Genomic DNA, 13281 nt, shown 5'->3' with positions numbered 1-13281 from the left:
CAGAACATGACCACAAGCACGACGCCGGGCGTTGCCAAATATCCTAACCTGCTTGAGCCGTTGGACCTTGGGTTTACCAAGTTGCGCAACCGTACCCTGATGGGCTCCATGCACACCGGTCTCGAGGAGGCTAAAAACGGATTTGAGCGCCTGGCGGCGTTTTACGCAGAGCGCGCCCGTGGCGGTGCCGGTCTGATCGTTACCGGAGGAATTGCACCGAATGTTGAAGGTGGCGTGTTTCAGCATGCCGCCAAAATGACCACCGATGAAGAATCCGACAAACACAGGATTATCACCGGGGCCGTGCATGAGGCAGAGGGTAAAATCTGCATGCAGATTCTCCACGCCGGCCGTTATGCCTACTCTCCGGAGCTGGTGGCACCTTCGGCCATCCAGGCACCGATCAACCCCTTCAAGCCCAAGGAACTGGATGAGGCGGGCATCGAAAAGCAGATCCAGGACTACGCGGATTGTGCCGCACTGGCGCAACGTGCCGGCTATGACGGCGTTGAGGTAATGGGTTCGGAAGGCTATTTCATCAACCAGTTCATTGTTTCCCATACCAACCATCGGACCGACCGTTGGGGTGGCAGCTACGAGAATCGTATCCGCCTGCCGATTGAAATTGTGCGCAGGGTTCGTGAGCGGGTGGGTGAGAACTTTATCCTGATTTACCGTCTCTCCATGTTGGATCTCATTGAAGATGGCAGCACCTGGGAAGAGGTGGTGTACCTGGCGAAAGAAATTGAAAAGGCCGGCGCGACCATCATCAATACCGGTATCGGCTGGCATGAGGCCCGTGTGCCCACCATCGCCACGTCGGTTCCCCGCGGTGCCTTTACCAAGGTGACTGCGCGCCTGAAGGGTGAGGTGAGTATTCCGCTGGTAACCACCAACCGGATCAACATGCCGGATGTTGCCGAAAAGATTCTGGCCGAAGGAGATGCCGATATGGTGTCCATGGCCCGTCCTTTCCTCGCGGACGCTGACTTGGTCCTGAAAGCCACGGAAGACCGGGCCGATGAGATCAACACCTGCATTGGCTGCAATCAGGCGTGTCTTGACCACACCTTCAGCGGCAAGCTGACTTCTTGCCTGGTAAATCCCCGGGCCTGCCACGAGACCGAGCTGACCTACGTGAAAACGTCTGCGCCGAAATCCATTGCGGTGGTCGGTGCGGGTCCTGCGGGCCTGGCGTTTGCCTCTGTGGCCGCGGAGCGGGGCCACAAAGTAACCCTGTTTGACGCCGGCAGCGAAATTGGTGGCCAGTTCAACGTGGCCAAGCTGATTCCGGGCAAGGAAGAGTTTTTTGAAACCCTTCGCTATTACCGGGTCATGCTGGACAAGCATCGGGTGGATGTGCGGCTGAACACCCGGGTCAGCGCCGATGATCTCAAGGCCGGCGGCTTTGACGAGGTGATTCTGGCTGCCGGCGTCAAGCCGCGGACCCCGGACATTGAGGGAATTGATCACCCGAAGGTGATTGGCTATCTGGATGCTCTTCTGGAGCGCAAACCGGTTGGCCAGAGAGTGGCGGTTATCGGCGCCGGTGGCATCGGCTTTGATGTCTCCGAGTTTATCGTTCACAAGGGGACCTCTGCGGCGCTGGATACCGAACTCTTCATGCGTGAGTGGGGTGTCGATCTGAGCGTTGAGCATCGCGGCGGCATCCAGGGCGTTACACCAGAGGTTCCCGAACCTGCCCGCGAGGTTTACCTGCTCCAGCGTAAGGCCTCCAAGGTAGGCAAAAACCTCGGCAAGACCACGGGCTGGATTCACCGTACCTCTCTCAAGAATCGAGAGGTTCAAATGGTCCCCGGGGTAACCTACCGCAAGATTGATGACGAAGGGCTTCATATCACGGTTACGCCGAAAGGGGCAGAGCACGGTGAGGATCGGGTGTTGCCCGTGGATACGATCATCGTGTGTGCAGGGCAGGAGCCGTTGCGTGAACTGCAGGCGGATCTGGAGGCTGCCGAGCTGCCGGTTCATCTGATCGGTGGTTCGGATGTCGCGGCGGAGCTGGATGCCAAGCGGGCCATCAATCAGGGAAGTCGCCTGGCTGCGGAGCTGTAAGCGCAAACACGATCACAAAATGTTGCAGTTTTTCCCTGTGCAGCAAGGATTGTCTGGCTAGACTATTACGTTTGAGTCAGTCCAATCTTTGAATCATGGGAGTCAGCAATGGAGTCTGCCGGCCAGGCAGCCGAGGGTTATTCGGCGGTATTTTTCATGGAGGGCAGCCAGGTGGCGCGCGAGATGCGTGCCAGCGAATTCGGCGCCTTCCTGGACGGCTATGTGGGCCTGTCTGATCTCGCCGAAACCGAAGTCAGGGCTGTTCTGGTCGAGCTGAGCGATGATCTTCTTGTGCAGGCTCTGGTGTTTTTCCGGATCTGGTTTGATGAGGAGGGCCGGGCAGACAGCCACTGGAACCTGCCTATTGAGGCGCTGGCAGGGCGTGGTGCCAAGGGGCCCGACATGGGTGGTGGCGCTATCCGCCTTGTTTGCCGTAGCCAGTGCCCTGATCCCCAGTACAAGGAAGACCTGTGGGACCCGGATATGACGCCGGGGAACAACCACTTTCAGGCGATTCGCAAAGCGGTTGAGGTGAATAACCTCAAATTCCGCAAGATTGAACCGGTTCAGGAAGAAAACATTCCGGTTCTAAGTGCCCAGGCCGAGGATTCGGCCGATCCGGAAGAGTCCGCGGCTGCCGCGAATCGCTCCCGCCTGGCACAGCTTATCCGGGAACAGCGCCTGCGGATCAAGACACTGCAAAGCGTTCACCGGGATTCCCTGTCGGATATCCAGCGGGAGCATCGGCTGGAAATGCAGGGCCTGCGCAGTGAAATGGCAAATCTTGAGCAGAAATACGAGCGCCAGCGCCTTCGCAATGAGCAGCTCAAGAAGCGCCTGGCGGAACGCAATGAGCAATACCTGACCATGCAGGAGCAGATGGTCTCCGGTGGCGAGGACAAGCAGCGGGACGATGCAAACGCGGATGCAGAGATGGTGCTGCTGCGGGAGCAGCTCGAGCGCCGGCAAAGGGAGCTGGAGCTGCGGGACGACAAGATTGTAGCCCTTGAGCAGGAAAATCACGAGCTTCGGCACCGGGAGCCCGCCGAAAACTCCATCCTCGATCACCTCAAGCGCCAGTCGGTGTTCCTGGTGGCCTATCATCCCGGCGTCGGGCATGTGACGCTGCCCTACGACGACATCGAAGCCTACTTCAACAACCCCACCGCCTACGCGGCTGATCGATGCGGCATGAACGAGCCTGCCTACCGGGAATGGCTGGAGCACTACGAAAATCCCGTCTGTACCCATGAAGACGAGGGTGGTAAGCGTTGCGGTGAGCCGATTCTTCGTATCAGTCAGCCGGCGGAGTTCCGTCCGGGGATTGATGACTGCTGCGAGAAACACCAGGACTGAGTGCGGGAAGTTTTTTCAGTATCGGGGTGACTTTCGTTAAACTGTACCCCAGATTGTCACCGGGGTAATGGTTTCGTTTGTCCCCGCCGTATCCCGACAGCACAGGAAACCTCATGGATCAGTTCAGGAACATTGGTGTGATTGGTCGTATGGGCAGCGTGAAAGTGGTTGAATCACTACGCCAGCTCAAACAGTACCTGATTACCCACAACTACCACGTCATTCTCGAAGAAGACACAGCGAGCATGCTGCCTGGGCACGGGCTGCAGGTGGCGAGCAAGAAACTGCTGGGCGAAATCTGTGATTTGGTTATCGTGGTCGGGGGTGATGGCAGTTTGCTGGGTGCCGCCCGTGAGCTTGCCAAATCCAAGATTCCCCTGCTTGGGGTGAACCGTGGCCGGTTGGGCTTCCTGACTGACATTTACCCCTCCGATCTTGAGGAACGCCTCGGAAAGGTTCTGGAAGGCGAATACATGGAGGAGACACGATTCCTGCTGGACGGCAACGTTGAGCGCAACGGCCAGCCCCTGGGGTTTGGCACGGCCCTGAACGATGTGGTGCTGCATCCCGGTAAATCCACCCGAATGATCGGTTTTGACCTGTTTATTGATGGCCACTTTGTCTACAGTCAGCGCTCGGACGGCCTGATCGTTTCCACGCCCACGGGATCGACGGCGTACTCACTGTCGGCAGGCGGGCCGATTATGCACCCCAAGCTGGACGCCATTGTTCTGGTGCCGATGTTCCCCCACACTCTCAGTAGCCGGCCAATCGTGGTTGACGGCAAGAGTGAAATCAAGCTGGTGATCGGTGAGACCAACGAAACCTATCCGCAAATCAGTTTCGACGGCCAGATGAACATCGCCTGTGCGCCGGGCGATATCATCCGCATCACCAAAAAGCCGTTCAAGATCCGGTTGATCCATCCCACCGACCACAATTTCTATGCCACCTGCCGTGACAAGCTTGGCTGGGCTAGCGAAATATCAGCGAGTTGATCATGGCTGGAAACAGACAAGCCGCGAGCCGCGGTTATGACATCATTGGCGATGTACACGGCTGTGCGAACACGCTCGCCAGGCTCCTCGATCAGATGGGTTATCGCAAGGTCAACGGTGTGTACCGGCACTCACGCCGGCAGGCCATTTTCATTGGCGATATCATTGATCGGGGCCCCCGTATCCGGGAGGCGCTGCATCTTGTCAGAGATATGGTGGAGCATGGCTCGGCCCGGATTGTTATGGGTAACCATGAATACAACGCCCTGGGCTACTGCACCCGAGCCCGTCCGGGCAGTGGCAAGAAGTGGTTGCGAGAGCACAACGCCCGTCATGACCGCTTGATCAAGGAGACACTGGATCAGTTTGAAGCCTACCCCCACGAGTGGAATGAGTTTCTTGAGTGGTTTTACACTATTCCCCTGTTCATTGAGGGTGAGAGTTTCCGGGCGGTTCATGCCTGCTGGGATGGCGACCTGATCGAGAAATTCAAGCGGGTGCAGGGAGATGCCTGTATTGACGAGGATTTCCTGCACGCCTCGGCGGCCATTGAGTCTTTCGCCGGGCAGGTGATGGATACCCTTCTTCGTGGCACGGATCTGCGGCTGCCCGAGGGCATGTCAATTGCCGGAAAGGACGGCTATGTCCGTGAGTTTTTCCGCACCAAGTTCTGGGCGGATGATCCCCACACGTATGCCGATGTTGTGTTCCAGCCGGACCCACTGCCGCCGGAAGTGGCGCGCCGTGTGTTAACGGAGAACGAACGAAAGCAGTTGATCAGCTACCCCCTGGAGGCACCGCCGGTCTTCGTCGGGCATTACTGGATGGAGGGTGAGCCGGCGCCGCTCAGGTCCAACGTTGCCTGTATTGATTTCAGCGCCGTGAAGTACGGCCGGCTGGTGGCCTACCGGATGGACGGAGAGCGGGCACTTTCCCGGGACAAGTTTGTCTGGGTGGAGGTGGAGCGGCCGGAGCAGCCGGATTATTCCACCAGTGAAGACAGTGTTGCACGCTAGACCCTATGGAAGGGCCCAACCATTTCCGGAGGCAGAGTAAGCGGTGTACCGAGTAAAACAGGTGGATACCACGGTGAATCTGGCCGGTTTCAGCCGCTGGCTGAGCGGGCAGGGTGTTACTCACCGGATTACCGAGGAGGGCGGTTTTCAGGTGATCTGGCTGGAGGATCCGGCCCACGCTGAGCCGGTGCTTGCCGCCCTTGAGCGCTTCATGGCGGAACCGGAGCTCCGGGATGCCGTTGATCGTCAGAGCCGGTCGCCGGTTTTTGTTGGCGGGCGCTGGCAGCCTTCGCCTCGCCATGCGCCATTGGTTCTGGGTATCATCGGCTTTGCAGTGATTATGGCCTGGCTCACGGCCATGGGACAGAATGAGCTCGCTGCCACACTGACGATGATTGACCCGCGTGATTATGACTGGAGCACCATGGCCGGCCGTATTGATGCCTTGTTGGCGACTCTGGCCAGTGGCCAGGTGTGGCGCCTGCTGACTCCGGATTTTCTGCACTTCAGCTGGACCCACATAATTTTCAATTCGGTGATACTCTGGTTCCTGGGCAGTCAGATTGAATGGTTTGACGGGCGGGGGCGGCTAATCACCCTTTTCCTGGTGACCAGCCTGGTCTCCAACGGGTTGCAGTACGTTGTTTCCGGGCCCCTTTTTGGCGGATTGTCCGGTGTTGTCTACGGTATTCTGGGTTATTGCTGGCTGAGCCAGCGGTCTGCGCCAAGGTTTCAGTTTCCGCCGGCATTGGTAACCTTTGCCGTGGTGTGGATGGTGATCGGTTTTACCGCGCTTCCTGAAATGCTCGGTCTCGGGCGTATGGCAAATGAAGCTCATCTGGGAGGGTTTGTCGCGGGGTTGGCCCTTGCGGTGATTTTGCCCGTAAGAGCCAGGCGTGGAGCATAAAAAAGCCCCGCCAAAGGCGGGGCATGAAAAGAGCTGTAAGCTCCTGATGAGAGAGACCAAATGATACGACCGTCGTCATTTGGTAGGGCAATGATAATCATTATCGTTTGGGTCTGTCAAACGATTCCGCCACTTTTTTATGAACGTTTTTTCAGGAGAGCGGGATGACTTACGAAGAACTGATTGATCGACTGGATCCCAGTGTGTACCGGAGCCTCCGGCAGTCCATTGAGCTCGGAAAATGGCCCGACGGCCGCAGGCTGACTCCCGAGCAGCGGGAAATCAGCCTGGAGGCAGTCATCTATTACGAGAACCTGCACAGCATTCCCGAAGAGGAGCGTGTGGGTTACCTCGACAGAGGCAGCAAGGCGGGAACCGCCTGCGATCCTTCCGTACAGCGTAATCAGAGTAACAGCGACGCAGATCCGGACCAGTTTGTTGAGGTCAAGTCTTGAGCAAAACCATGGATGTAACCGGTCGGCTCCGGAAAATGCCGGCCGTGGCGGCAGATCCGGTGGCCTACACCATTGCCGTCGGCGATACCCGTATCCCCCTGAACGAGCTCATTGGCAGGCCGTTGCGGTTTGATTTCGACGGTATCATTCGTTGTATCCACTGTGACCGAACCACTAAAAAGAGTTTTAACCAGGGATTCTGCTACCCCTGTTTTCGCAAGCTTGCAGTCTGTGACAGTTGTATCATGAGTCCGGAAAAGTGCCATTATCATCTGGGAACCTGTCGTGAGCCGGAGTGGGGTGAGACCCATTGTATGGTTGGGCACGTGGTTTACCTCGCGAACTCATCCGGTCTCAAAGTGGGTATCACCCGGGCCTCCCAGGTGCCCACCCGCTGGATTGACCAGGGCGCGGTAGATGCCATTCCCATGGTGCGGGTTGCGACCCGATACATCGCCGGGTTGGTGGAAGTTGCCTGCAAGGCCCACGTTGCCGACCGAACCAACTGGCGGGCGATGCTCAAAGGCGACGTACCGGAGCTGGATCTGGCCGAAGAGCGCCGGAGAATTCTGGGGCTGATTGCCGGGGATCTTAAAGCGTTGAGAGAAACTCACTGCCAGGAGTCTATCCGTGAGGTGGATGAGCAGGGGCTCGCCCTCCGTTATCCCGTTGAGGCCTGGCCAGAGAAGATCAAAACCCATAACCTCGACAAAACGCCGGAAGTTGAAGGCGTCCTTGAAGGCATCAAGGGGCAGTATCTTATTCTTGATACCGGTGTGATTAACATCAGGAAGTTCACCGGTTATGAAGTCCGTTTCCGGGTCGCGGAGAGCTGAACCGCTCTCCACCCGGCCAATCTGTTTATGCCTCTGGGCCCTGATTTTCGGCCTGTGCAGGCAGCGAATTCTGGAGAAATCCAATGCGTACCAGCCAGCCACAAACCATTTACCTGAGCGATTACAAGGTGCCCGCGTATCTGGTCGATACCGTGGAACTGACCTTCGAGCTTTTTGAGGATGGTGCCCGGGTACACAGCACGCTTGAACTTCGTCGGAATCCCGAGTCCGCCGAGGCATCGGCCCCCCTGGAGCTTGACGGTGACAGCCTGAAGCTGGAGTCCGTTGCCCTGGATGGTGCCAAACTGGCGGCGAGTGATTATGAGGACCGGGGCGATCAGCTGGTCATCCGGTCAGTACCGGACCAGTTTTGTCTGACTATCGTGACCTGGATCGAACCCCAGAATAACACCCGGCTTGAAGGTCTCTACAAATCCTCTGGCATGTTCTGTACCCAGTGCGAGGCCGAGGGATTCCGCTGTATTACCTACTTCCCGGACCGTCCCGACGTTATGGCACGCTTCCGTACCCGCATTGAGGCCAGCAAGGACGCGTACCCGATCCTGTTGTCCAATGGTAACGATGTCGAGAGGGGCGAGCTGGAGCGCGGGCGCCATTTCGTGACCTGGGAAGATCCGTTCCCCAAACCCTGTTATCTTTTTGCCCTGGTAGCCGGGGACCTTGTGGAAAAGCGTGACAGCTTTACCACCTGCTCCGGTCGTGACATTGACCTGCGCATGTATGTGGAGCCCCGGAACGCCGAAAAATGTGATCATGCCATGGATTCCCTGAAGCGGTCCATGCGCTGGGATGAAGAGGTCTACGGTCGGGAATACGATCTGGATATTTTCATGATCGTGGCGGTGGACGACTTCAACATGGGCGCCATGGAAAACAAGGGCCTCAATATCTTCAACTCCTCGTGCGTGCTGGCCAGCCAGGAAACGGCAACGGACATGGCGTTCCAGCGCATCGAGGCCATCGTCGCCCACGAATACTTCCACAACTGGTCCGGGAACCGGGTCACCTGCCGTGACTGGTTCCAACTGAGCCTGAAAGAAGGCTTCACCGTATTCCGGGATTCCCAGTTTTCAGCAGATATGGGCTCGCCCACCGTCAAGCGGATTGACGATGTCACCCTGTTGCGCACCGCCCAGTTTGCCGAAGACAGCGGCCCGATGGCGCATCCGGTTCGGCCAGCTTCCTATATGGAAATTACCAACTTCTACACCCTGACCATATACGAGAAAGGGGAGGAAGTGGTGCGCATGATCCACACCCTGCTGGGACCGGACAGGTTTCGCAAGGGAAGCGACCTGTACTTTGAGCGCCATGACGGCCAGGCGGTCACCACCGACGATTTCGTGAAAGCCATGGAGGATGCTTCAGGTCGCGATCTGAGCCAGTTCCGGTTGTGGTACGAGCAGGCGGGAACGCCGGTGCTGACCGTTTCCGATGAATTCGACGCCGGCCCGGGCATTTACCGACTGACGATTGAGCAGAACATTCCGGATACTCCGGGCCAGACCAATAAAAAACCCCAGCACATTCCGTTTTCTTTGGGGCTTCTGGGGCAGGATGGTCAGCCACTGCCCTTGCAGTTGGAGGCAGGTGTGTCTGAGGCACCCACAGAGCGCGTGCTTGAGCTTACCGAGGCCGTCCATACCTTTGAGTTCCACGGCGTTGAGGCGAAACCGGTGCCCTCTCTGCTGCGGCACTTCTCGGCGCCAGTCCGGGTTCGCTATCCGTGGACCCGTGAACAGTTGCTGTTCCTGATGAGTCACGATCCGGACGGATTCAACCGCTGGGATGCCGGCCAGAGACTGGCGGTGGATGTTATTCAGTCCCTGGTCGGTGCCGGGGGCAACGCGGAGGTGGAGCCAAGGCTGATTGAGGCCTATCGGAAACTGGTTTCCGATACCGGTCTTGATCAGGCGCTGGTTGCAAAAATGCTTCAGCTACCGTCTGAGGCGTATCTGATCGAGTTGGCGGAAAACGCCGATGTTGCCGCGATCCACCAGGCCCGCGAAGCAGTGCTCAAATGCCTGGCCCAGGCCCTGAGGAGCGAGCTACTGGCGTGTTACCAGCGTAATCTCGAAACCGGTGTCTATGAAATAACTCCGGAGGCCATTGCCCGGCGCAGCCTGCGTAATACCGCGCTCGCCTGGTTGCTGGTGATCAATGATGACAAAGGCCGCACTCTGGCGGTGAGCCAGCTGAATGAGGCCGACAATATGACAGACCGGATGGGTGCCCTGCGGGCGCTGGTCAACTCCGACTACGGGGATGACCGGCGTCAGGCCCTGGACGAATTCTACAACAGCTTCCGGGACGATCCGCAGGTTGTTGAGCAATGGTTCTCCGTACAGGCGGCCAGCGACCGGGCCGGGCAGTTGCCGGATATCAGGAAGTTGCTGGAGCATCCGGCCTTTGACTGGAAGAATCCCAACAAGATTCGCTCAGTGGTGGGTGCATTCGCCGGGCAGAACCTGGCGGCTTTCCACAATCCGGATGGCTCCGGTTATGACTTCCTGGCGGATCAGGTGCGCCGGCTGGATGACAGCAATCCGCAGATCGCGGCGCGCCTGGTAGCGCCGCTGACCCGGTGGCAAAAGTTTGCGCCGGCCTACAGCGGGCAGATGAAGTCCGCGCTGGAACGCATTCGCGACAAAGACGGCTTGTCCCGGGATGTCTATGAGGTGGTGCACAAGAGCCTTGCCGGCTGATCCCGGAGGTGGATCAGACAGCTGGCTGTGAGTGGGAGCTTTGTCACAGCCGGATACAAAATCGCACTTTCGGTCTATAGACTTTAAGGCGTGATCCATTAATCTGGTCGAAAGTCTGCATTCCCCGCAGACGGCAATAAAAAAGCCTCTGCAGAGGCTTCCAGACGCACTCAAGGTTTCACAATGACATACAAAAAAAATGCGATTCTCGGCGGTCTGCTGGCTTTCTCTGTGGCATCATCGACCGCATTGGCAGCTGTCCCCTCCAGTGAAGCGGCCCGTCTCGGCCAGGACCTGACCCCCTTTGGCTCACCCAAGGCCGGTAACAGTGCCGGTACCATACCGCCCTGGACCGGTGGGCTGACAGAGCCCCCTGCCGGTTATGAAGGCAGCGGTCAGCATCACATCAACCCGTTTCCCGACGACGAAGTCCTTTTCACCATCACGCCTGCCAATATGGATCAGTACGGCGACTATCTGACGGATGGCGTGAAGGCTCTGCTGGAAACCTATCCAACCACCTTCCGTGTGCCGGTATACCAGTCACGCCGGACCCATGCGGTTCCCGACTGGGTGGCAGAGAACACGCGCAAGAACGCCGTGAATGCGGAAATCGTCGGCCAGGGTGAGGGCCTCGACGGCGCGTTCGGGGGCTATCCCTTTCCCATACTGCATGGCGATAACGAGCAGAAAGCCTGGCAGGCAATCTGGAACCACCTGACCCGTTGGCGCGGCGTGTCGATTACCCGTCGCTCCAGTGAGGTGGCTGTCCAGACCAATGGTGACTACACTCTGGTTACGTCGCAACAGGAAGCGTTTTTCAACTTCTATAACCCCGAAGGTGGTGAAGAAGATCTCGATAACGTGATTTTTTACTACCTGTCGTTTACCCAGTCTCCCCCCCGCCTTGCCGGCGGTGCCATTCTCGTCCACGAGACTCTGAACCAGATTGTCACTCCGCGGAACGGATGGGGTTACAATGCCGGCCAGCGCCGCGTGCGCCGGGCACCAAACCTCGGATATGATTCGCCGATCGCGGCTGCGGACAACCTCCGCACCGCCGATGATACTGATATTTTCAACGGCGCCCTGGACCGCTACAACTGGAGTTACGAGGGCAAGCGGGAAATCTATATTCCTTACAACAATTACCGGATCGGCGAAAAGGGTACGCCTTACGAGGAGATCCTCGGGATATCCCATCTGAACCCCGACCTTACCCGCTGGGAGTTGCACCGGGTCCATGTGGTGGAAGCCACGCTGAAAGAGGGCGAGCGCCACATCTACGGCAAGCGCCGCTTCTATATTGATGAGGACAGCTGGAACACCGTTCTGCTGGACCAGTACGACGGCCGTGGTGAACTTTGGCGGGTGACCATGGGTCTGCTGAAAAATTATTATGAATTGCCGGGTGTCTGGACAGTGCTGGACGTCTATCATGATCTTCAGTCCCGGCGTTACCACGTGCTTGGCCTTGATACCGAAGAGGCCAATACCCGGGTGTTTACCAACGACGTTCCGAACAAGCGTTACTTCTCTCCTGCGTCCCTGCGGCGCAGGAGCGTTCGATAAGGCTTGGTTGATCAAGGGATGCGTCCCCCCGCCCATAGGAAATGGCGACCCGGCATACCGGCTACCGTGAGGTAGCCGGTATGTTCACTGTTATTCCCGGCTTGGCCGGTCAGAGATACAGTTCAATACAACACAATAGGCAATCTGAATGGCTAATAGGTTGATGTGCAAGACGATGGGAGTGGCCTGTCTCGGGCTTGCCATGGCGTGGTCCGCCCCTGCGGCGTTTGCGCTTGCAGATGTCATCGAAACCCCGGCCCGGCCAACCGATCTGGCTCCGGAGAATCTTCTGAACGATGCGACCCGGACCGGAGATCGCATCGTGGCTGTGGGAGAGCGGGGCCATATCATTTATTCGGATGATGAGGGGAAGACATGGGTTCAGGGTGAAGTTCCCGTCTCGGTCACCCTGACCGGAATCGATTTTGGTTCAGAAACTCATGGCTGGGCTGTAGGGCACAGTGGTGTGGTCCTGCATACCGAGGATGCCGGTGCCACCTGGAGCCTTCAGCTTGACGGTATCAGGGCAGCGGAGATGGCCATCGAGAGCAGGGAAGATCAGATTGCTGCGATAGAGAAGCGCATTGAAGAGGCTCCCGAATCTGAGAAAAGTGACCTGGAGTGGGCGCTTGATGACCTCTACTTTGCCCTGGAAAACCTGCGGGCCGATCTGGATGTCGGGCCGGTAAACCCGTTGCTGGATGTCTGGTTCGAGAACGATAGTCACGGTTTCGTTGTGGGCGCCTACGGAATGTTCCTGCGAACAACCGATGGCGGTGAAACCTGGGTGGACTGGGCGCCCCGGATCGAAAACCGGCAGAATTTTCACCTAAATGGTATTACCCGGGTCACCGGCGGTGCTTTGGTAGTGGTTGGTGAGGCTGGGCAGATCCATGTCTCGGTGGACGGTGGCGAGACGTTCCAGCGCCGCGAGTCTCCTTACGAAGGCTCCCTGTTTGGGGTGATTGGTACCGGCCAGGTGAACGAAATCCTGGCGTTTGGCCTGAGAGGCAACATGTTGTTCTCAACCGATCTTGGCAAGAGCTGGCGCATGATTCCCAATTCGGCGGGCGCAACTCTCAACAACGGCGCTGTTGCAGAAGACGGCCGGATTACCCTGGTGGGCAACGGTGGCGCGGTGCTTCTCAGTACCGACGGAGCAGAAACCTTCCGGGAGAATTTCCGTAGTGATCGGGATGGTGTCATGAGTGTGGTACCCATTTCAGGGACAGATCTGCTGCTTGTCGGCGAGGGTGGCGTAAAAATAACAGACGCCCGCGGAAAGAACCTTCAATAACGCCCTGATGTGGCAACAACCGAACGAATAATAGAGGGGCTT

General features: G+C 57.8%; 10 protein-coding genes. All 10 read left to right on the top strand.

Features of this window, described 5'->3' with window-relative positions:
- The first annotated feature begins 6 nt into the window (after positions 1 to 6).
- The gene (locus QPL96_RS00580; RefSeq protein WP_303284894.1) at positions 7 to 2076 is read left to right on the top strand and encodes an NADPH-dependent 2,4-dienoyl-CoA reductase; all 2070 of its coding nucleotides are present in this window, start codon (positions 7 to 9) and stop codon (positions 2074 to 2076) included.
- 108 nt (positions 2077 to 2184) lie between these two features.
- Entirely contained in the window at positions 2185 to 3432 is a 1248-nt protein-coding gene (locus QPL96_RS00575; protein WP_303284893.1) for a DNA repair protein, read from the top strand.
- Positions 3433 to 3545: 113 nt separating this feature from the next.
- Positions 3546 to 4430 carry an NAD(+) kinase gene (locus QPL96_RS00570; RefSeq protein ID WP_303284892.1) on the top strand — a complete coding sequence of 295 codons (885 nt, stop codon included), beginning with the start codon at positions 3546 to 3548 and terminating at the stop codon, positions 4428 to 4430.
- A gap of 2 nt (positions 4431 to 4432) precedes the next feature.
- Entirely contained in the window at positions 4433 to 5446 is a 1014-nt protein-coding gene (locus QPL96_RS00565; protein ID WP_303284890.1) for a metallophosphoesterase, read from the top strand.
- Between the two features lie 43 nt (positions 5447 to 5489).
- On the top strand, positions 5490 to 6353 hold the full coding sequence (locus tag QPL96_RS00560; protein WP_303284889.1) for a rhomboid family intramembrane serine protease: 864 nt from the start codon (positions 5490 to 5492) through the stop codon (positions 6351 to 6353).
- A 164-nt stretch (positions 6354 to 6517) separates the two neighbouring features.
- Positions 6518 to 6808 (top strand): YeaC family protein, encoded by a 291-nt coding sequence (locus QPL96_RS00555; protein ID WP_303284888.1) that lies wholly within the window; start codon positions 6518 to 6520, stop codon positions 6806 to 6808.
- Positions 6805 to 7644: a DUF2797 domain-containing protein gene (locus QPL96_RS00550; protein WP_303284887.1), complete on the top strand. Its 840-nt coding sequence runs from the start codon at positions 6805 to 6807 to the stop codon at positions 7642 to 7644. The genes QPL96_RS00555 and QPL96_RS00550 overlap by 4 nt, the downstream gene beginning before the upstream one ends.
- 83 nt (positions 7645 to 7727) lie before the next feature.
- On the top strand, positions 7728 to 10370 hold the full coding sequence (gene pepN, locus QPL96_RS00545; protein ID WP_303284886.1) for an aminopeptidase N: 2643 nt from the start codon (positions 7728 to 7730) through the stop codon (positions 10368 to 10370).
- A 183-nt stretch (positions 10371 to 10553) separates the two neighbouring features.
- Positions 10554 to 11942: a DUF1329 domain-containing protein gene (locus QPL96_RS00540; protein WP_303284885.1), complete on the top strand. Its 1389-nt coding sequence runs from the start codon at positions 10554 to 10556 to the stop codon at positions 11940 to 11942.
- Between the two features lie 148 nt (positions 11943 to 12090).
- Positions 12091 to 13239, top strand: coding sequence for a YCF48-related protein (locus QPL96_RS00535; protein ID WP_303284884.1), 1149 nt, complete (start codon positions 12091 to 12093; stop codon positions 13237 to 13239).
- The last annotated feature ends 42 nt before the right edge of the window (positions 13240 to 13281 follow it).

Origin of the sequence: Marinobacter sp. SS8-8 (assembly GCF_030540945.1) — a bacterium.
GTDB lineage: Bacteria > Pseudomonadota > Gammaproteobacteria > Pseudomonadales > Oleiphilaceae > Marinobacter.
This window is presented reverse-complemented; position numbering and strand designations above follow the sequence as displayed.

Excerpts from the sequence above, each read along its gene's own strand:
- pepN (WP_303284886.1), top strand. The coding sequence starts at position 7,728 with ATGCGTACCAGCCAGCCACAAACCATTTACCTGAGCGATTACAAGGTG.
- QPL96_RS00555 (WP_303284888.1), top strand. The coding sequence starts at position 6,518 with ATGACTTACGAAGAACTGATTGATCGACTGGATCCCAGTGTGTACCGG.
- QPL96_RS00535 (WP_303284884.1), top strand. The coding sequence starts at position 12,091 with ATGGCTAATAGGTTGATGTGCAAGACGATGGGAGTGGCCTGTCTCGGG.
- QPL96_RS00565 (WP_303284890.1), top strand. The coding sequence starts at position 4,433 with ATGGCTGGAAACAGACAAGCCGCGAGCCGCGGTTATGACATCATTGGC.
- QPL96_RS00580 (WP_303284894.1), top strand. The coding sequence starts at position 7 with ATGACCACAAGCACGACGCCGGGCGTTGCCAAATATCCTAACCTGCTT.
- QPL96_RS00575 (WP_303284893.1), top strand. The coding sequence starts at position 2,185 with ATGGAGTCTGCCGGCCAGGCAGCCGAGGGTTATTCGGCGGTATTTTTC.
- QPL96_RS00540 (WP_303284885.1), top strand. The coding sequence starts at position 10,554 with ATGACATACAAAAAAAATGCGATTCTCGGCGGTCTGCTGGCTTTCTCT.
- QPL96_RS00570 (WP_303284892.1), top strand. The coding sequence starts at position 3,546 with ATGGATCAGTTCAGGAACATTGGTGTGATTGGTCGTATGGGCAGCGTG.